This is a genomic window from Methylocystis sp. H62 (assembly GCF_015709515.1).
Taxonomy (GTDB): domain Bacteria; phylum Pseudomonadota; class Alphaproteobacteria; order Rhizobiales; family Beijerinckiaceae; genus Methylocystis.
The window spans coordinates 12,620-27,659 of sequence record NZ_JADNQZ010000033.1 but is presented as its reverse complement, the minus strand read 5'-3'; the positions used below and the strand labels follow the sequence as shown (position 1 = coordinate 27,659).

Sequence of the window (15,040 nt, the reverse complement as noted above, 5' to 3'; positions counted from 1 at the left end):
CAGGCGCACGCCGCCGGAATTGGCGTATTTCAAAATGCCCTTGGAGATGTTGTTGCCGGCATACATGGCCATCATCTCGCCGGACATGACGATGTAGATTTCCTGCGCCTTGTTCTCACGGATCGGCATGGCGAAACCGCCGCAGACCACGTCGCCGAGAACATCGTAGGACACATAGTCGATGTCTTCGTAAGCGCCGTTTTCCTCGAGGAAGTTGATCGAGGTGATGACGCCGCGGCCCGCGCAGCCAACTCCAGGCTCCGGTCCGCCCGACTCAACGCAACGAATGTTGAGATAGCCGACCTTCATCACTTCTTCGATTTCCAGATCCTCGACGCTGCCTGCATTGGCGGCGAGGCTCAGGATGGTGTCCTGCGCCTTGGCGTGCAGGATGAGGCGCGTCGAGTCCGCCTTCGGATCGCAGCCGACGATCAAAATGCGATGACCCAGCTCGGCCAGAGCGGCGAGCGTGTTCTGGGACGTCGTCGACTTGCCGATGCCCCCTTTGCCATAAAATGCGATTTGCCGTAGTGACGACATGTCTGTCTCCTCTTGAGCCCTTCGACAGCTACCCAGAGATGCTGGGCAGTTCCTATGCATCAGAAACTGGTCGCGGGTTAAGGGAAGGAACACATCGCTCGGCGTAACGTAGGCGTGCGTTCAGCCCTCACTCGCGCTCAACTGGTAGCAACCGCCATGCCAGTGCGGCAATTGTTGCTAGTCGCTTGTTTTATTGTGATTTGATCAATCGATGAGCGCAGCCCACAACGCCCGTTTATGTGAGGGAAGCCGACAGTCACGACATTTGTTGTGAACAGAACATGGCACGCCCTCGTTGATCCCCAACATTTGGAACGGAGCTTGCTTCATTATATCCGCACGGCATTTGGCGGCGTAATCGAAAGGAGCAGGGATGCAGATTGGCGTCGAAACCGCGAAGGCGGTCGATCAACGGCGGGTGTTCGTCCTCGACGAAGACGAGATCGTGCGCGCCGCGCTTCAGTTCATGCTGCATGACGAGATCGAAACCCACGAAATCGCCAGCATCCAGGAAGCCTATGATAAGGGCGTCGGCTGGCTGAAGCCGGATGTCGTTTTGCTCGGAGCTTCCTTTCTAAAGAGCAATGGCGTGTCGATCCTCAACGAACTGGCGGAGCGTTTCGCCGGCGTGCGCATATTGATCGTCTGCGATAAAGCCGACGAGGCGGTTGCAGTGGACGCCATGAAACATGGCGCGCACGGCATATTGGTGAAACCGCTGAAGATCGAGAATGTGCGGGAGAAGGTTGACACGGTGCTCGGGCGTGGCGGCGCCAAGCCGCTCGTGCAATTGGGGCTACTTTAATTCAATACGCCGACGTCTCGTCGGCGCTGCGATGGAGTGACGGCATTACCCCGCAGTTGGCGCAATGGTTGACGATGCAAGGCTTTCCGACGGAAGGCGTGAACGCCGTCGGCGCCGATGGCCTCACGCCGCTTCTTCGAGCGGCGGCGGAGGCGAACGTCGAAGCGTTGCGCGAAATCATTGCAGAGGGCGGGAATCTCGACGCGATGACGCGCGACGGCAACAACGCGGTTTGGTTGGCGTGCAAGCAGGACAGCGTGGAGGCCATCGAGTTGCTTTCCGCCGCCGGAACCAACGTTCACCATCGCAATCCCGACGGCTCGACGGCGCTGATCTATGCGGCGTCGGCGGGTAAGACGGCGGTCGTGACGCTCTTGCTCGAACTTGGCGCAGATCCCCTCGAAGAGAACGTCGACGGATTTTCGGCGCTTGATCTGGCCTCGAACATCGAATGCCTGAACGTATTGCGCGTCGCCTCCCGCCAGCGCCGCGATCGGCTCAAAGCTGAAGGAATGATCGAAACATGACGACGATCGACGACATCATCGAAAACTTCTCGCTGCTCGACGATTGGGAAGACCGCTACCGCTATGTCATCGAACTTGGCAAAATGCTCGAGCCGCTTCCGGACGCGTTGAAGAACGATCAGAATAAAGTCTCGGGCTGCGCCAGCCAAGTCTGGCTGGCGACGACGATTTCCGATGCAAATGGCGGCGAACCGGCGTTGATGATCCGCGGCGACAGCGACGCGCATATTGTCCGCGGCCTCGTTGCAATCTTGCTGGCGCTCTGCTCCGGCAAGACCGGCGCGGAAATCCTGAAAGCGGATCCTGTCGCGTTATTCGAGCGTCTTGGCCTACGCGAACATCTGACGCCGCAGCGCTCCAACGGCTTCAAGTCGATGGTTGGGCGCATCCACGCGGAGGCGCGCGAGTTGCTCGCGGCCTCCAGCGCGGTGTCTTGAACGCTCGGGAGCGCTAGCGCGACAAAATCATCACCAGGCGATCGACGCGCTTGCCGCCCTTGAGATGCGAGTCGTAGATCTCGTCAATGTCTTCGGCCGTCGTCGGCCGATACCAGACGCCCTCCGGATAAACCACCATCAAAGGCCCGGCCGAGCAAAAGCCCATGCACCCCGCGGAGGTGAATCCGATCTCGCCGCCGCCGTCGGCTTCAACGCGCTTGCCGAGCCGATCCCAAAGCGGCTGCGCGCCGAGCGAGCCGCAGCTGCCGCGCGGATGGTTTGGCGGCCGCTGCGTGAAACAAGCAAAGACATGTCGCTTGTAAAGTTGAGGCAGCTCAAATTCTTCTTCAGGCGTATCCGACATACTGCACCGAGCCTTTGTGAGGAATGTAACACGGCGCTCTGTGAGAAATGCGCTTCGTAAACGAAGGCGCTCAACCATGACGCCGCGGACCGTGGACGTGGAATGATTGCAAATTTCAGTCCAGCCTCAGCAAAGCTGACTGGCGCCTTACTTGCTGGTTTGAACGGAGCAGTCGCGAACGCGGCTCGCGCCACGCAGGATACTCAGATGGAACCACGAAGCGACATGACACAGCTTTCCGAGCCGAACAGTCGCGTCGGCCGCAGCGATTCTTCGCCCGAGGCGCAGGCGCTTTATGAAGAAGTCGTCCTTGCGCTGCGAACCGTGTTCGACCCGGAAATTCCGGTGAACATATACGATCTGGGACTGATCTATCGCATCGACGTTATCGATCGACGTGACATCGACATCGATATGACGCTGACGGCGCCAGGCTGCCCCGTCGCCGGCGAAATGGTCGGGATGACAAAGAAGGCTGTCGATGCGGTCGATGGAGTCGCGAGCGTAAAAATCAATCTCGTGTTCGATCCGCCGTGGCATCAGAGCATGATGAGCGACGAAGCCAAGCTGGAATTGGGATTTTTCGACTCCTGAGCCGAGAGTCGCTTGGCTAAGCGTCGAATGATGCGTCTCGTCATGCAGGCATGATATTCGCAACGGGATGTGCAGGCGTGAGATGATTCCGCCGTCTCTCTTCGAGAGCTTCCGTAATCTTCCTGCACATCGAGGCCGTCATGATCGAACTTACTTCCGGAGACGGACGCAGTTTTTCCGCCTATCGAGCCGAACCCACCGAGGCTCCCAAGGGCGCCGTCGTCGTGCTGCCGGACGTCTACGGCGTCACGCCGCATCTCCAAAAGGAAGTCGAAAGCTTCGCGGCTGAGGGTTATGTGGCGATCGCGCCAACGCTTGCGCCTCAGGAAGGCGAGAGCGACGGTCCTTCCGTCACGACGGCTCTGCAAGACATTCAGGCTACCGTCGACGCCGTGAAGGGCGTCGGCAAAGTGGCGATCGTCGGCTATGATTGGGGCGGCTATCTCGCTTATGTTTCGGCCAATAGCCTCAGCGACGTCGCCTGTGCGATCAGCTATTATCCGGCCGGAATTTCAGAGGAACGCTGGGTGAAGCGGAAAATTCCGACGCTGTTGCACCTCCCCGAGAATGATCCGTCGTTGCCGATGGAAGACATCGTCCAATTCCGCGCCCAACGACCCGACGTAAGCGCCTTCTCCTATCCCGAGGCCCGCAACGGTTTCAATTTCGATGCCGCGGAGAGTTTCAACGAAGCCGCCGCGCAATCGGCGCGCGAGCGCACTTTGTTTTGGATCTCGCAATATGTCGAGGGTCAGAAGCCGATCGCGCTGAAGAACTCCGGCTCCTATGCGCAGGCCAAGGTCGACAAGAAAAAGAAGAAGAGCGGCGACGACATGGGTCCGCCGGACGCGTGAGGACGCGCTTCGCCGCAAGCGCCTTGGCGCATGCGGCGCCATTGTCCAACGTCCCGCGCCCGACAAGCTTTTGATTGCGAGATTGGCGACGAAGGGTTCGTCGTTGCGCGGTTGGTTTGAGAGATCGCAAACCTCCGCGCATCGCCCTCGATGCGCGGCAGAAAGGCGGCGCCTTTTCGAACACGCCGTCAAGACACATGATCGAAGCTGGCAGTCTTGCGTCAGTCAGACGTGATCATGACTTCGGGAGCCTCGTCCGGCTCTTCGAGACCCAGCCCATCCTCCTCCGCGAGCTCCACGCCGGTGAGGCAAACGTCGCCGTCGTCAATGACGATTTGAATGGATTGCAACTTCTTGCCTTGGCAGGGACCTATGAAGCAATGTCCCGTGTCGAGATCGAACTGCGCCTGATGATGGCCGCAGGTGAGGAAATTCCCCTCTTCGTCGAGGAAATGCCCTGCCTCCGAGTCGAGACGCTCGCCCTTATGCGGACAGGCGTTCTCGAAACCATAGAAATTATTGCCTTTCCGCGTGATCAGGATCGGCCAGGGCTTTGGCTCGCCGGTCTCCTCGATCCGCATCAGAATAAAGCCGGTGGCGTCGCCGTCCTCGATCTCGCCCGTCTGACAAATCGCATAGAGTTCGTTCATCCGCCGGCTCCTCGTTTGGCGCGCGCCTTGCAAAACCACACTGTCTCAGCGACGCGCCCTAACTTTGCAATTGACGAGCCAAGCGTTGCGCGCCGCGAAGCAAAGCATTGAAGCCCATCAAGCCTTCTGACCAAAGATCCGGCCAACAGGAGCGACGATCATGAGCGTCATCGAACATGACTTCGGTTTGTCGAACCGCCTCAGGGAGCGGCGCTTCGGCAAATTGCTGGAACTCGACGCGCTGCATGAGGCGAATATTCGCGCCAATCCGCTGCCCTATCTCGAACGCGCCAGCGAGCGCATCTTCCGCCTGCAAGCCGCCATGTTCGAGGCGATCCAGGCCGCCAAGCCGCCATCGCCCGACCCGCCGCCAGATGTGGAGAATGTCCTGGTCGACAAGGCGGAGTATCAGCGTCTGAAGACCTGTGTCGCCTTGCTCGAAAAAGCCTACGCCGACTATGGCGCGCAAGAGGAAGGCGCCTGAAGCGCGGCGCGAGACGCGCCCGCTCCATGCTTTGAACGCGATATTCAGGCGGCTTTGGCTTCGACTACCGGCTCCCATTTGTAGAGCTCTGCGCCGTCTTCCGTCTTCGTCAAGGAGAAGCCGCAGCCTTTGAGTTCCGCAGCTAACCCCTGCGTCTCGCCGGGTTTCACTTCGACATAGACCGGCGCGTTGCGCTTCAATATCGCGTCGATCAGCACTTTAAATGCGCCAGTCGCGCGATGGTCGGCGGACACCGCCGCCAGTGAAACGTTGATTGTCTCAACGTTGCGCAAACCCCAATCGAGCTCATCGCGACGCGCCAGCAAGGCGCCGACGACATTGCGCTTCGCATCGAGAACAACCGGCGAGAACTCCGCCGTGCAGCACTTCATGATTTCCGTCAGCGCCCGCTCCTGATCGCTTTCGCTCTCGATCGAACACGGAATGTCGGCAGCCGTTTGCCGCATCAAGGCCCAAAGGTCTTTCATGTCGTCAAGCGATGCATTTCTATGCGCGAGGTCAGCCACCTGCTTCTCCTTCGATTGTACGCTTCGATGATTTGCGCGCGAACGTGCCTTTTGCAAGCAAGTCTCGTTCCCTCTGCGGCGTGAAGGCATTGGCAAGAAACTTGCTGCCCTCCGGCGTGAGGGATTCAAACATCAACGCGAGAGGGAACATGGCTGCCGAAGGCTTTTTCATCGACTGGGATGGCAATGCGCGCAGCACGAGCGATCCAGGCGGCGGCTATTTATGCGAAGCCGATACAGTGGCGCGCTATGTGGCGATCATGACCAAGAGCGGCGCGCTTATGCATGAAGGCACCTATTACAAAACTCTCGCCGACATCGAAAAGGCGGGAATCAAGGCGTCGCTGGTTCCCGGTTCGCATCCCTGGGGAAGCAAGGCGGAAGGTTTTTGATCCATCGCAACGGGAGCTGCGCTCATGCTGCCGACGACCATTCTCATCGATGAAGACCCGCGCTGCGTCGTACGTCCGATCGACACCAAGGATCTCAATCGATTCTTGCGCAACGGTAAGGCGTTTCTTCTCGCCGAAAAGCCGGCCGGAAAAGTGACGCATCGCGCGGCGACGGATGCCGAGCAAATCCGGTGGCGCGAAGCTTTCGCGCTGCATAAGGCATGGGGCGGCGACGACGAGGCATTCTTTGGAATACCGCTCCACGGAGTAACTTCAACGAACCCCGAGTGAACGCGCCGGCGTCCGCCGGCGGGAAGCAAGGCTCTATTCGTCGAGGCTCGGCGCGAGGATGACTTCCGCGGGCGCGCCGGGGCCTTGGCCCTCGACGAAGTCCAGTCCGCTGACGCGAGAAAGTCCGCCGTCGCTGTCGATCAGCACCACGGCCTCCTGCGGCAATTCCGCCAATTTCACGATCAATTCAGCCACGGTCATCGGACGCCTTTCATACATGTCATCCACTGCGCCATTCAGCCTGGATGGATCATGATCTCCATCGTTTCGTCCAGATCGTCGTCGTCGGAAATCTCTTCTTCGGCGAGTTTGACGCCACACAGGCACACATCGCCATCCATCACGACGAGCGCGACGGGCTCGATCATTTTATCCACGCACGGCCCCGTGACGCACACACCCGTCTCGACGTCGAATTCGGCCTTGTGCCTGCCGCAACGCAATCTTTGACCGTCCTCGCTGAAGAATCTTCCGTCGCCGATGTTGAGCCAGGAGCCCTGGTGCGGGCAGATGTTTACATAGCCGACACATTGGTCATTTTCGGTCCGAACGACAAAAATCGAAAAGGGTCGCGTTTCTCCTTCGTCCGTGACGCGCGACAGGCTGAAGGGCGCTGCTTGGCCGCGCTCCAGACTGTCGAGCGCGCAAATGACGTAGAGACTCACATCGCCCTGCATGCCAAAATCCCCGTCGTCGTCTATCCGCTCCCTCTAGGCGCATCGCGCTCGAGAGCGGAAATTTCGGCGCACGATAGTGTCTGAAAGACAACAATCTTCCTCGCGCAACGTCCAAGGCGCGAACAAGCATTATTCTTGCCGAACCCTGCGCCAAGCGCGATTATTGCTTCGTCGTAGGAATCGATGGCTATCAGCGGAGGCGAAAAGTGGTCATGCTCCAGGTTGACGAACGCAATCAAGACGATCTTTCGCGACTTGCCGGCTGTTACCTCTACGCGGGGACGCAGATCAGCGTCGAAGACGGCATCGTGCATCGCGAAGACGGCCCCGCGGTGATTTTTCCCGATGGCGTGGTGCGCTGGTATTTGCGCGGCAAGGAAATCAGCCGCGCCGTCAATTCGCTATTTTACGACAACAAATGGCCCCTTACGAAGGGACTCGATACGGAAGAAAAGCGCGCCCGTTTCGCCGAAACCTTCCTGACCTGAAACCAAGCTTCCCTTCCGCAATACGTCCTTCGCGGAAGGGATCCTTTTACGCGACGCGATGGGCTGAATCAGGCCGCCGCATTGTTGGCGGCGATGCTCGCGCGCAGTTCTTCCAGCTTGTCGCGCGTCATACGGAACACGCCACGACCGCCAGAAAGCGCCTGATAGCCGTCGGGCACGTTCAGACTGACCCAATCGAACCAGGCCTGCGCGGAATTCGGCGCCGGGCGTTCGCTGATTTCAACGACGCCGCCGTCGGGCCCAAAGCGAACATGAAGCATGACAGTATCGGAAGACATTTCTCCCTCCTCCCTTATAAGCCCGACGCGAAACCGAGCAGTTCGACCTTGACGTTTTCCGTGCCGAGGATCTTCGCCTGGCACGCCAGACGCGACTTCGAGCCGATGCCAACGATGGTGTCGAGCCTTTCGTTCTCTTCGCGCGCGATCTTCGAAATCCCTTTGCGGCCTTCATGCACGTAGATGTGACAAGAGCCGCATTGCGCCTTTCCTTCGCACTTGTGATTGATCTCTTCGCCGCTCGACATGATGATCTGCAGCAAGGTCGCGCCCTCGGCGGCGTCCACCGTCTTTCCGGAGGGCATGATGGTTACGGTCGGCATTTCGATACTCCTGGTTGGCATTTAGACGATTAGTAAATGGCGGCGCCGGCGCCGACATTGATCGACGCTTCCTTCATCGTCTGCACGATGAAGGCGATTTGGCGCTCTTGCAGATGGACGTGGAAAGGCATCGCGACGGCGCGGTCCGAAACTTTTTCGGCGACGAGAAAACTGCCGCGACGATAGCCGTAGTCGAAATAGCGCCGCTGAGTATGCAAGGGATTGCTGTAGGCGGCGGCTTCCACCTTTTCGACAAGCAAATCCTCGACGATCGAGTCGCGGCTGGATTTGCTGAAGCGCGTGCCGAGATGAACGACGTAAAGGAACCAGTGCACTTCGTCGACTTCCGGCCCGATAAAGGGATCCTTGATGCCTTCGAAGGATTTGACGTGTTTGAAGTAGTAGTGCTCGATGAGCTTACGCTTCTCGAGGATTTCTTCGAGCCTTCGCAGCTGCGCCAAACCCAGCGCCGCGCTCATGTCGCTCATCGCCGCCTGATAGGGCGCGCTGGAGCCCACCACTACCGACGCGCGCTCGCTCGGTCTATGCGCGCGGAAGCGTCGCATCGCCACCGCGAAGTCGATGTCGTCGGTGACCACCATCCCGCCTTCGCCGCAGATCAGCGGCCCGGGCTGCGAGAAATCGAATACCGAGGCGTCGCCGAAGGTGCCGACAAGCGCACCCTTGTATTTGGAGCCAATTGCTTCGGTGGAGTCTTCGAGCAGCACGAGCCGATGCTTATTGGCGATGTCGCGTAACTCCGCCCATTGCGCCGGATGGCCGTTGGTGTTGCTCGCCACGATCGCGCGTGTTTTGTCGGTGATCAGCGCCTCGATCTTTCCGGTGGCGATGACGCCCGACCAGTAATCGATGTCGGCGAACACCGGCTTGGCGCCGGCAAGCGCGATCGCGTGCACGGTTTCGCGGAAGGAATGCGGAGAGGCGATCACTTCATCGCCCGGACCAATCTCATAGGCGTCGAGCGCGAGCAGCAGCCCCATCGTGCCGCTTGGCGCAGCCACGGCGTATTTGCGTCCGAGATAGGCAGCGAAGGCGGCTTCGAACGCCTCCATCACCGGGCCGCTGGACAGACGGCTGGAGCGCAGCACCGCCTCGACCGCGGCAATGTCGTCGAGCGTGATGTCGGGGTCCGAAAGTGGAATGAGATCGCCGCCCAAAGCCTCAGCGAGCGCTGGCGGTTTCGCTTCGAATGTATCGTCTGCTTCGGCCCGCGCGTTCATCGCATACTCCCCCGAAAGGCGACGATAACGCCGGTGGCGCGCGCCGGATCGTCGGTAACCGTCACGCAATGATCGGCGCCGTCGAGCAAATGCACGTCGCAGGTCGTGAAACTTCGGTAGGGCGTTTCGATCACGTCCGACACGTCACAGCGCGTCCAGGAGAGATGGGAGAATTTGGCGCGCAGCTCCGAAAGCGCCGGCGTCGCCTCGGCCCCGAGCAGTCTTTCGATCTCCGTCAGTTCCACGTCGCTGATCGCCATCATCTATCCTCTGTCGAGATCGAACTCACTGCCAGAAGCGCCGGTCGGCGTCTTCCTTGAGATGTTCGAGCAACTCAGCAAGACGTGGAAACTCGCTATCCAGCTCCCACACGCCGATTGCATGGTCCTTGCGAAGAAGGCGCCAATTGCCTTTGCGCTCGTCGAAGAGCACTAAGGCGATATCGATGACGCCGCCGTCCGGATCGACATTCCGCGAACAACACGGGCTCTGAATGCGATAGCCGTTCGCAGTTTTCATCACGACTGGCGTGACATAGCGGTAGCGCCGCCGTTGCTCCAAGGCGCGCACGATGCGCTTGTAGTCGAATTCATTCGGCTGAGCCGATGCGGCGCCACCGAGTGTCGTGACCGTCGATCGCATGCTCGCCAACGCTCCTCTTACAAGGGCGCGATCTCTTCCTCGAGACAACCGACGACACGGCCGTCGGGAAATTCAACGAGATAGATCGGCGTATTCGTATCAGTATGCGATCCGACCTGCACGATTTCGCCCAAACCGCCGTTGGCGACGAGCAGCGCCTCCGGTTTCTCGTCGGGATAACTGCCATCATTGACCAGATCGACGAGCGTCTTCACTCGCTGACCCCATTGATATTTCGGCATTCGTGGTTCGAACACGTTCACACTCCTCAAGGCAGCGGGAGATCGACGTCATCGCGCGGATTAGCGGACTCGAGCTCCTTGCGCTTCATGCCGACCCGATTGCCGCTTTCGGTGAACTCAATCCCGTAGATATAGAATTGTTGGAGAAACGTGCCGATGCTCACGACGTAGCCTTCCTCGCCTTTCTTGGCGAGAACCTCGCCGATCTCCTTGCCGGCGTATGTCCCGTCGTTGCGGATCGTACGCTTCGCCTTCACTTTCTCGCCAAAGGAAAAGATGGGCGGCGCAGTCAGTTCACAAACTTCACTGTCGCGAACGATGTTGCTCATCGCTGTCTGCTTCCGTGGTGTCGGCCTGCAGTTGCACGCTGCTCAAGCCGCCGGGAATCGGTTATCGACCTGGGTCGGCGCCGTCGAACTGGGTGATGGAACTGCAAAGCGGCGTTTGTCGCTTTGCCGGAGAAGAGGCAACATGCGTGCCATGCTGCAATGTGAAGAGGCCACCCGACAAGAGGCTGCCGGCCTGTACCTTTGCTGACAAGCGACACGCGGTATTCAAGAATGAATGTAAAAAATGCAACATCCGTCGAAATTTGTTTGGCGACGCTTATGAGTTGCGGCGCGACGACAGTTTCGGCCATGCTTCTTCCGCCGACGCGCACGAAACACCGAGCGCTTTGGTAGGCTCGCCCGCCGCCGCGCCCAGGCGTCCGATTCCTTAGCGGATCAGGATCTCGCAAGCGCGATCGATAGGAAGCGCGATCGGTATGATTCCCTGGATGGTGAGAAACTTTAGCTCGTTTTTCGTCAGGACGGCCGGATCGACGATCGCGTGATGCGTCGTCGTCGAGCGCTTCATGATCTGCCGGGCGTACGTGCGCAACAACTGATCGTGGAACCGACAGCCGACAAACAGGAAGCTGCGCTCGGACCGGCGATTCTTTACCGCTTCCGGCAAGGGCGTCTGAATGTCGATCTCTGTCAGCACCTCGACGTAATCCGCGTCAGAGATCAAAAAATTCTTGGCGGGCGCAATGCTGCCATGCGGCTTGTAAAGGACGGTTTTCCAGGCGTCGGCTTTTTCCTTGGTGGATTCCGTTCCGTCGGCTTCGTAGAACCGGTACCAGCGGTCCTCGCCGATGCCGGCGCGGGTGATGCCCTGGATCTCGCCCCAGTCGCTGCGGCCTTCGAGCGCCGAACGCATCGTCGCGTCGTACCAGCTGTCGACGATCATGGGCAGCTGCAGCGACGCAAGGTAGAAATGCAGCGGCGTCGGCGCGATGCTGTCGTTGAAGGCCTGCGACATTAACGTCGAGACGGTCGAACGATGCTTCATGTTCTCAATGTGCTGCGCGCTTGCCCAGCAGTTGCCTTTGGCGCGTTTTGGCAGCGCCACCTTTGTCCCGAAGAACGCGGCGAGCGTCTCGGGCGTCATCGGCACCTCGGTTGGCGTGAGCTGCGTCAACCCAGGACCGATATAGGGAATAACGGTCCCCGTCTTCAGCTCAGCGGCAATTTTGCCGAGGACTTCCTCGGCTTTCTCGCCTTCGAGAAGGACGTAGCTGTCAAATGGAGCGTTCATCGCGTTCACTCCCCTTCGCCGCGCTTGCGCGCATTAACCGTTATCGGAAGCGAAGTGCCGGCCGCCATTTCGGGTAGATCGAGAACCCAGCCGTTGGCGATCTTGATCCAGCCGCCCCACAAACTTTCGTGCTCGGTCTCAACGATCGGCTCTTCCAGGTCCTTTTTGGGGACGTAGATCGACAAGCCGGTCTCTGGCGAACGGCGGATCATGATCTTCATTACATCGACTCCTTTGGCGCGGTCATTGCGCCCCGCGCTAGTTCGTGAGCAGCTGCGCTTCCGTATGGCGCGACGCCTGCGCGATTTCCCTTAACTTGGCGACGATGCCGGGCAGCGTCTCCAGCACATCGTCGATCTCTTCAATCGTGTTTTCTCGCGACAGGGAGAAGCGGATCGCGCCATGCAACGCCTCCTCCGGCACGTTCATCGCGCGCAGCACGTGCGACGGCTCGGTCGATCCCGCGGTGCAGGCCGAGCCGGTGGAGGCGGCGATGCCGGCGCGATCCAAGTGGGTCAATATCGCTTCGCCCTCTATGTCGGAAAAGGCGATGTTGGACGTGTTGACGAGACGATTGTCGACGTCGCCGGAAATCTGACACTGGGCGATCCGCTGCGTCACGCCGGCTTCGAGCCTGTCACGCAAGGCCGCGATATAAGCGGCGTCTTCCTGCAGGCGCAATCGCGCCAATTCGGCGGCGGCGCCCAGTCCCACGATCCCAGGCGTATTCTCCGTTCCGCCGCGGCGCGCCCGTTCCTGATGGCCCCCGCGAAGGAACGGAGCGAATTTCGTTCCCTTCCGCACATAGAGCGCGCCAATTCCCTTCGGGCCATGCAGCTTATGTCCGGAAAGCGAAAGGAAATCGATCTGCGTCGTTTTCAAATCGATCGGAATCTTGCCGACGGCCTGCACAGCGTCGGTATGAAATAAAGCGCCTGACTCATGCGCGAGACGCGCCAATTCTTCGATGGGAAACAGCGTGCCGGTTTCATTGTTCGCCCACATCGCCGAGACGATCGCGGTCTTCGGCCCCAGCACGGAGCGAAAGGCGTCGAGATCGATGCGCCCGCGCGCGTCGACGCCAATGAGATGCACGGTGACGCCGCGAGTCTTTTGAAGATGTTCGACGATCGACAGGATCGCGGGGTGCTCGACAGCGGTGGTGACGATCTCGTCGCGACCCTCGCGCGCCGCGAGCCCGGCCAAGATCGCCGCATTGTCCGATTCCGTACCGCCCGAGGTGAACACGATCTCGTGATCATGCGCCGCGCCGAGCAGCGCCTGCACGCTGCGCCGCGCCTCTCGGACCGCGCCCGAGACCTCGACGCCGAAGCCGTGCGATGACGAGGCGTTGCCGAATTCCTCGCTAAAAAACGGCAGCATCTTCGCCACGACCTCAGGGTCGGCACGCGTCGTCGCGTTATTGTCGAGATAGACGCGCCGCATCGACACTCTCGCTCAAAGACGCGCCGCAGCACCCGGCACAGGCACCAGCCGAACGAATTCGCCAAGCTCTTCGATCAGCTTGGCCTGGATGCCTTCGAGCGTCGCGCTGCTCAACTTGCAGAGCACGCAAGCCCCCGTGAGTCGCACCATGATTTTATTGCCGCAGATTTCGATGAGCTCGCAGTCGCCGCCATCGCGGCGCAGATTGGGACGAATCTCGTCGATGACGGCGCGAATGACCTGCTCGCGCTCTGGCGACGGAGCCGTTTCGATCTGGCCAGCCTCTTCGTTCTTCTGGTTGTCGTGCAACATAGCTTCGTCCTCCGCAACGCAGTCCCGCGGACGCGCTCTCATGAATTGTGAAGTCGGGCCGAATTATCCGAAAGACTTGCCGCAGGAGCAGCTCGATTGCGCGTTCGGATTGTCGAAGGTGAACCCCGAGCCCTGCACCGCGACGACATAGTCGATGGTCGTGCCTGTCAGGAGTTCGTGGCTGGTGTTGTCAATAAACACCTTGACCCCGCTGCGCTCAATCACCGTGTCGTCGGGACTGGCTTCGCGCACAAGACCCATTTTGTACTGATAGCCAGCGCAGCCGCCGGCCTCCACCATGATCCTCAGCCCGTCGACCGGGTCGGCGGCGCTGGAAATAGCCGTCTGCACTGCGTTAACGGCGCTGTCGGTCAGGTTGATCATGTCGCTCTTCCAGTATCCAAATGCGGCTAGGCCCATTCGAAGCAATTCATGTGCCGAGACAATAGCACGCCAAACAGCCCACGAGCCCCGGATTATCGGGCAGTTTTGTCACGTTTCGCACATTGCACACCGCTCCGTGTCGTTTCCGTCGCGGCGATCGGCCCGTCGATGCTTCGAAACCGCGGCGAAGTTTTTGCATGGAGCGCGGCGTAACGAAGGATCCCCCGCGCGGATGCTGCGTACGGATTGCAAAGCGGAGAACTGTCGATGACTCAAATTGAGAAGACTGCCCTTGCTCGGCTGGATCGGGAGGGCCGCCTGCTCAACGCAGTGCTTAAGGGGCCGACCGGCAAGCCGGGACGTTTCGGTTTTCGGGGCGATATCGCGCTCAAATTCCAGGCGCAGCTGGCCGACGAGAAACGGCCGCCCGAATTTAGCATCGAGCAGGTGCTCACCTATGCGAACGAAGGCGAAGCGACGATCCCGATCCTCGCCGGCTATCTGCATAATTTCGCCTATCTCGAAGCGGCCCATGAAGTGATCGGCGATCTTCTCTCGCCCACTGGCGCTTACTTCATGTTCTGCAACAATATCGACCTGCTCGCGAAATTCCGCGTCAAGCTCGGTGAGATCACTTACAACGTGCTGCCCTGCGATGAATCGACCGTTTGGAAGGAGATGATGGATCTCGCCATGGTCGACAAGAACGACATCAAAAAGCTCGACACCGGCGGCAAGCTTGGTGTTCTTCTCGACACCGCGCTGAAGTTCAACGACGCTTACGAAGTCATCGCGTATCAGCAGGGCGTCGAGCGCATGGAGCCCGTCAAGAACCGTAACGAAAATCGGCCGGTTTGATCCGGTGGAGTCGGCCGCACATCGGCTTTGATCACGACGGCCCCTGCTCTAGAGCGCGCCAAGAAGTGGAATCGGCGCGCGC

The 15,040-nt window shown here is 59.6% G+C and carries 29 protein-coding genes; 11 read left to right on the top strand and 18 right to left on the bottom strand.

Going from position 1 to position 15,040, the window contains the following annotated elements; all coding sequences use genetic code 11:
• On the bottom strand, positions 1–540 hold a 540-nt coding region (locus tag IYY11_RS01810; RefSeq protein ID WP_196402492.1), incomplete at its 3' end, for an AAA family ATPase.
• A gap of 373 nt (positions 541–913) precedes the next feature.
• On the opposite strand from IYY11_RS01810, the gene IYY11_RS01805 reads away from it, so the two are divergent.
• Genes IYY11_RS01805 through IYY11_RS01795 form a run of 3 tightly spaced genes read left to right on the top strand, consistent with a single transcriptional unit; the run spans position 914 to position 2,309 of the window.
• Positions 914–1,345, top strand: coding sequence for a response regulator (locus IYY11_RS01805; RefSeq protein WP_196402491.1), 432 nt, complete (start codon positions 914–916; stop codon positions 1,343–1,345).
• A 56-nt stretch (positions 1,346–1,401) separates the two neighbouring features.
• Positions 1,402–1,872, top strand: coding sequence for an ankyrin repeat domain-containing protein (locus tag IYY11_RS01800; RefSeq protein WP_196402490.1), 471 nt, complete (start codon positions 1,402–1,404; stop codon positions 1,870–1,872).
• A complete protein-coding gene (locus tag IYY11_RS01795) occupies positions 1,869–2,309 on the top strand; it encodes a SufE family protein (RefSeq protein ID WP_018406793.1) in 441 nt (146 codons plus the stop codon). The genes IYY11_RS01800 and IYY11_RS01795 overlap by 4 nt, the downstream gene beginning before the upstream one ends.
• A gap of 13 nt (positions 2,310–2,322) precedes the next feature.
• Here IYY11_RS01795 and IYY11_RS01790 read toward each other — a convergent pair whose 3' ends face one another.
• Entirely contained in the window at positions 2,323–2,673 is a 351-nt protein-coding gene (locus tag IYY11_RS01790) for a (2Fe-2S) ferredoxin domain-containing protein (protein ID WP_029652179.1), read from the bottom strand.
• A gap of 225 nt (positions 2,674–2,898) precedes the next feature.
• Here IYY11_RS01790 and IYY11_RS01785 point away from each other — a divergent pair, with 225 nt between their 5' ends.
• Positions 2,899–3,267, top strand: coding sequence for an SUF system Fe-S cluster assembly protein (locus IYY11_RS01785; RefSeq protein WP_124740198.1), 369 nt, complete (start codon positions 2,899–2,901; stop codon positions 3,265–3,267).
• Between the two features lie 140 nt (positions 3,268–3,407).
• Positions 3,408–4,121, top strand: a complete 714-nt coding sequence (locus IYY11_RS01780) for a dienelactone hydrolase family protein (RefSeq protein ID WP_196402489.1) — start codon at positions 3,408–3,410, stop codon at positions 4,119–4,121.
• Between the two features lie 221 nt (positions 4,122–4,342).
• On the opposite strand, the gene IYY11_RS01775 is transcribed toward IYY11_RS01780, so the two are convergent.
• Positions 4,343–4,771, bottom strand: a complete 429-nt coding sequence (locus IYY11_RS01775; RefSeq protein WP_123174926.1) for a Rieske (2Fe-2S) protein — start codon at positions 4,769–4,771, stop codon at positions 4,343–4,345.
• A 160-nt stretch (positions 4,772–4,931) separates the two neighbouring features.
• Between IYY11_RS01775 and IYY11_RS01770 the strand changes: the two genes are divergently transcribed.
• On the top strand, positions 4,932–5,255 hold the full coding sequence (locus IYY11_RS01770; protein WP_196402488.1) for a hypothetical protein: 324 nt from the start codon (positions 4,932–4,934) through the stop codon (positions 5,253–5,255).
• Between the two features lie 44 nt (positions 5,256–5,299).
• On the opposite strand, the gene IYY11_RS01765 is transcribed toward IYY11_RS01770, so the two are convergent.
• On the bottom strand, positions 5,300–5,743 hold the full coding sequence (locus IYY11_RS01765; protein WP_246719555.1) for a hypothetical protein: 444 nt from the start codon (positions 5,741–5,743) through the stop codon (positions 5,300–5,302).
• A gap of 188 nt (positions 5,744–5,931) precedes the next feature.
• Here IYY11_RS01765 and IYY11_RS01760 point away from each other — a divergent pair, with 188 nt between their 5' ends.
• Positions 5,932–6,174 carry a hypothetical protein gene (locus IYY11_RS01760; RefSeq protein WP_196400942.1) on the top strand — a complete coding sequence of 81 codons (243 nt, stop codon included), beginning with the start codon at positions 5,932–5,934 and terminating at the stop codon, positions 6,172–6,174.
• Between the two features lie 24 nt (positions 6,175–6,198).
• Positions 6,199–6,465: a hypothetical protein gene (locus IYY11_RS01755; RefSeq protein WP_196402486.1), complete on the top strand. Its 267-nt coding sequence runs from the start codon at positions 6,199–6,201 to the stop codon at positions 6,463–6,465.
• 33 nt (positions 6,466–6,498) lie between these two features.
• On the opposite strand, the gene IYY11_RS01750 is transcribed toward IYY11_RS01755, so the two are convergent.
• Positions 6,499–6,684: a hypothetical protein gene (locus IYY11_RS01750; protein WP_196402494.1), complete on the bottom strand. Its 186-nt coding sequence runs from the start codon at positions 6,682–6,684 to the stop codon at positions 6,499–6,501.
• 17 nt (positions 6,685–6,701) lie between these two features.
• Complete coding sequence (locus IYY11_RS01745) at positions 6,702–7,142, bottom strand: Rieske 2Fe-2S domain-containing protein (RefSeq protein WP_196402485.1); 441 nt, start codon at positions 7,140–7,142, stop codon at positions 6,702–6,704.
• A gap of 212 nt (positions 7,143–7,354) precedes the next feature.
• On the opposite strand from IYY11_RS01745, the gene IYY11_RS01740 reads away from it, so the two are divergent.
• Positions 7,355–7,630 carry an aldehyde dehydrogenase gene (locus IYY11_RS01740; protein ID WP_210331191.1) on the top strand — a complete coding sequence of 92 codons (276 nt, stop codon included), beginning with the start codon at positions 7,355–7,357 and terminating at the stop codon, positions 7,628–7,630.
• 68 nt (positions 7,631–7,698) lie between these two features.
• On the opposite strand, the gene IYY11_RS01735 is transcribed toward IYY11_RS01740, so the two are convergent.
• From IYY11_RS01735 to IYY11_RS01705, 7 genes are read right to left on the bottom strand one after another with little or no spacing between them, the layout of a single operon-like run.
• Positions 7,699–7,929, bottom strand: coding sequence for a hypothetical protein (locus IYY11_RS01735; RefSeq protein ID WP_196402483.1), 231 nt, complete (start codon positions 7,927–7,929; stop codon positions 7,699–7,701).
• Between the two features lie 14 nt (positions 7,930–7,943).
• Positions 7,944–8,252 carry a 2Fe-2S iron-sulfur cluster-binding protein gene (locus IYY11_RS01730; RefSeq protein WP_109024514.1) on the bottom strand — a complete coding sequence of 103 codons (309 nt, stop codon included), beginning with the start codon at positions 8,250–8,252 and terminating at the stop codon, positions 7,944–7,946.
• Positions 8,253–8,281: 29 nt separating this feature from the next.
• Positions 8,282–9,493 carry a DegT/DnrJ/EryC1/StrS aminotransferase family protein gene (locus IYY11_RS01725; protein ID WP_196402482.1) on the bottom strand — a complete coding sequence of 404 codons (1,212 nt, stop codon included), beginning with the start codon at positions 9,491–9,493 and terminating at the stop codon, positions 8,282–8,284.
• The gene (locus IYY11_RS01720; RefSeq protein WP_409455207.1) at positions 9,490–9,756 is read right to left on the bottom strand and encodes a hypothetical protein; all 267 of its coding nucleotides are present in this window, start codon (positions 9,754–9,756) and stop codon (positions 9,490–9,492) included. The genes IYY11_RS01725 and IYY11_RS01720 overlap by 4 nt, the downstream gene beginning before the upstream one ends.
• Before the next feature lie 22 nt (positions 9,757–9,778).
• Positions 9,779–10,135 carry a hypothetical protein gene (locus IYY11_RS01715; protein WP_196402481.1) on the bottom strand — a complete coding sequence of 119 codons (357 nt, stop codon included), beginning with the start codon at positions 10,133–10,135 and terminating at the stop codon, positions 9,779–9,781.
• 17 nt (positions 10,136–10,152) lie between these two features.
• On the bottom strand, positions 10,153–10,392 hold the full coding sequence (locus IYY11_RS01710) for a nitrogen fixation protein NifZ (protein ID WP_026222711.1): 240 nt from the start codon (positions 10,390–10,392) through the stop codon (positions 10,153–10,155).
• 11 nt (positions 10,393–10,403) lie between these two features.
• Positions 10,404–10,706 (bottom strand): nitrogen fixation protein NifZ, encoded by a 303-nt coding sequence (locus IYY11_RS01705; RefSeq protein ID WP_196402480.1) that lies wholly within the window; start codon positions 10,704–10,706, stop codon positions 10,404–10,406.
• Between the two features lie 95 nt (positions 10,707–10,801).
• Here IYY11_RS01705 and IYY11_RS01700 point away from each other — a divergent pair, with 95 nt between their 5' ends.
• Positions 10,802–11,098: a hypothetical protein gene (locus tag IYY11_RS01700; protein ID WP_196402479.1), complete on the top strand. Its 297-nt coding sequence runs from the start codon at positions 10,802–10,804 to the stop codon at positions 11,096–11,098.
• Here the strand turns inward: IYY11_RS01700 and IYY11_RS01695 are convergent.
• The 5 genes from IYY11_RS01695 to IYY11_RS01675 form a co-directional block, all read right to left on the bottom strand.
• Complete coding sequence (locus IYY11_RS01695; RefSeq protein ID WP_196402478.1) at positions 11,095–11,958, bottom strand: SIR2 family protein; 864 nt, start codon at positions 11,956–11,958, stop codon at positions 11,095–11,097. The genes IYY11_RS01700 and IYY11_RS01695 overlap by 4 nt on opposite strands.
• A 5-nt stretch (positions 11,959–11,963) precedes the next feature.
• A complete protein-coding gene (nifT, locus tag IYY11_RS01690; protein WP_018406774.1) occupies positions 11,964–12,179 on the bottom strand; it encodes a putative nitrogen fixation protein NifT in 216 nt (71 codons plus the stop codon).
• Between the two features lie 37 nt (positions 12,180–12,216).
• Positions 12,217–13,404 carry a cysteine desulfurase NifS gene (nifS, locus tag IYY11_RS01685; RefSeq protein WP_196402477.1) on the bottom strand — a complete coding sequence of 396 codons (1,188 nt, stop codon included), beginning with the start codon at positions 13,402–13,404 and terminating at the stop codon, positions 12,217–12,219.
• A gap of 12 nt (positions 13,405–13,416) precedes the next feature.
• Positions 13,417–13,716 (bottom strand): NifU family protein, encoded by a 300-nt coding sequence (locus IYY11_RS01680; RefSeq protein ID WP_018406772.1) that lies wholly within the window; start codon positions 13,714–13,716, stop codon positions 13,417–13,419.
• A gap of 63 nt (positions 13,717–13,779) precedes the next feature.
• Positions 13,780–14,100 carry an iron-sulfur cluster assembly accessory protein gene (locus tag IYY11_RS01675; protein WP_196402476.1) on the bottom strand — a complete coding sequence of 107 codons (321 nt, stop codon included), beginning with the start codon at positions 14,098–14,100 and terminating at the stop codon, positions 13,780–13,782.
• Positions 14,101–14,367: 267 nt separating this feature from the next.
• On the opposite strand from IYY11_RS01675, the gene IYY11_RS01670 reads away from it, so the two are divergent.
• Entirely contained in the window at positions 14,368–14,958 is a 591-nt protein-coding gene (locus tag IYY11_RS01670) for a hypothetical protein (protein WP_196402475.1), read from the top strand.
• The last annotated feature ends 82 nt before the right edge of the window (positions 14,959–15,040 follow it).

Bases quoted from the DNA above. Each gene is read 5' to 3' on its own strand.
- IYY11_RS01725 (WP_196402482.1), bottom strand. From the start codon at position 9,493: ATGAACGCGCGGGCCGAAGCAGACGATACATTCGAAGCGAAACCGCCA.
- IYY11_RS01740 (WP_210331191.1), top strand. From the start codon at position 7,355: ATGCTCCAGGTTGACGAACGCAATCAAGACGATCTTTCGCGACTTGCC.
- IYY11_RS01790 (WP_029652179.1), bottom strand. From the start codon at position 2,673: ATGTCGGATACGCCTGAAGAAGAATTTGAGCTGCCTCAACTTTACAAG.
- IYY11_RS01755 (WP_196402486.1), top strand. From the start codon at position 6,199: ATGCTGCCGACGACCATTCTCATCGATGAAGACCCGCGCTGCGTCGTA.
- IYY11_RS01795 (WP_018406793.1), top strand. From the start codon at position 1,869: ATGACGACGATCGACGACATCATCGAAAACTTCTCGCTGCTCGACGAT.
- IYY11_RS01805 (WP_196402491.1), top strand. From the start codon at position 914: ATGCAGATTGGCGTCGAAACCGCGAAGGCGGTCGATCAACGGCGGGTG.
- IYY11_RS01780 (WP_196402489.1), top strand. From the start codon at position 3,408: ATGATCGAACTTACTTCCGGAGACGGACGCAGTTTTTCCGCCTATCGA.
- IYY11_RS01720 (WP_409455207.1), bottom strand. From the start codon at position 9,756: ATGATGGCGATCAGCGACGTGGAACTGACGGAGATCGAAAGACTGCTC.
- nifS (WP_196402477.1), bottom strand. From the start codon at position 13,404: ATGCGGCGCGTCTATCTCGACAATAACGCGACGACGCGTGCCGACCCT.
- nifT (WP_018406774.1), bottom strand. From the start codon at position 12,179: ATGAAGATCATGATCCGCCGTTCGCCAGAGACCGGCTTGTCGATCTAC.
- IYY11_RS01785 (WP_124740198.1), top strand. From the start codon at position 2,899: ATGACACAGCTTTCCGAGCCGAACAGTCGCGTCGGCCGCAGCGATTCT.
- IYY11_RS01775 (WP_123174926.1), bottom strand. From the start codon at position 4,771: ATGAACGAACTCTATGCGATTTGTCAGACGGGCGAGATCGAGGACGGC.
- IYY11_RS01675 (WP_196402476.1), bottom strand. From the start codon at position 14,100: ATGATCAACCTGACCGACAGCGCCGTTAACGCAGTGCAGACGGCTATT.
- IYY11_RS01765 (WP_246719555.1), bottom strand. From the start codon at position 5,743: ATGAAAGACCTTTGGGCCTTGATGCGGCAAACGGCTGCCGACATTCCG.
- IYY11_RS01695 (WP_196402478.1), bottom strand. From the start codon at position 11,958: ATGAACGCTCCATTTGACAGCTACGTCCTTCTCGAAGGCGAGAAAGCC.
- IYY11_RS01715 (WP_196402481.1), bottom strand. From the start codon at position 10,135: ATGCGATCGACGGTCACGACACTCGGTGGCGCCGCATCGGCTCAGCCG.
- IYY11_RS01770 (WP_196402488.1), top strand. From the start codon at position 4,932: ATGAGCGTCATCGAACATGACTTCGGTTTGTCGAACCGCCTCAGGGAG.
- IYY11_RS01760 (WP_196400942.1), top strand. From the start codon at position 5,932: ATGGCTGCCGAAGGCTTTTTCATCGACTGGGATGGCAATGCGCGCAGC.
- IYY11_RS01750 (WP_196402494.1), bottom strand. From the start codon at position 6,684: ATGTATGAAAGGCGTCCGATGACCGTGGCTGAATTGATCGTGAAATTG.
- IYY11_RS01745 (WP_196402485.1), bottom strand. From the start codon at position 7,142: ATGCAGGGCGATGTGAGTCTCTACGTCATTTGCGCGCTCGACAGTCTG.
- IYY11_RS01735 (WP_196402483.1), bottom strand. From the start codon at position 7,929: ATGTCTTCCGATACTGTCATGCTTCATGTTCGCTTTGGGCCCGACGGC.
- IYY11_RS01705 (WP_196402480.1), bottom strand. From the start codon at position 10,706: ATGAGCAACATCGTTCGCGACAGTGAAGTTTGTGAACTGACTGCGCCG.
- IYY11_RS01680 (WP_018406772.1), bottom strand. From the start codon at position 13,716: ATGTTGCACGACAACCAGAAGAACGAAGAGGCTGGCCAGATCGAAACG.
- IYY11_RS01670 (WP_196402475.1), top strand. From the start codon at position 14,368: ATGACTCAAATTGAGAAGACTGCCCTTGCTCGGCTGGATCGGGAGGGC.
- IYY11_RS01730 (WP_109024514.1), bottom strand. From the start codon at position 8,252: ATGCCGACCGTAACCATCATGCCCTCCGGAAAGACGGTGGACGCCGCC.
- IYY11_RS01700 (WP_196402479.1), top strand. From the start codon at position 10,802: ATGGAACTGCAAAGCGGCGTTTGTCGCTTTGCCGGAGAAGAGGCAACA.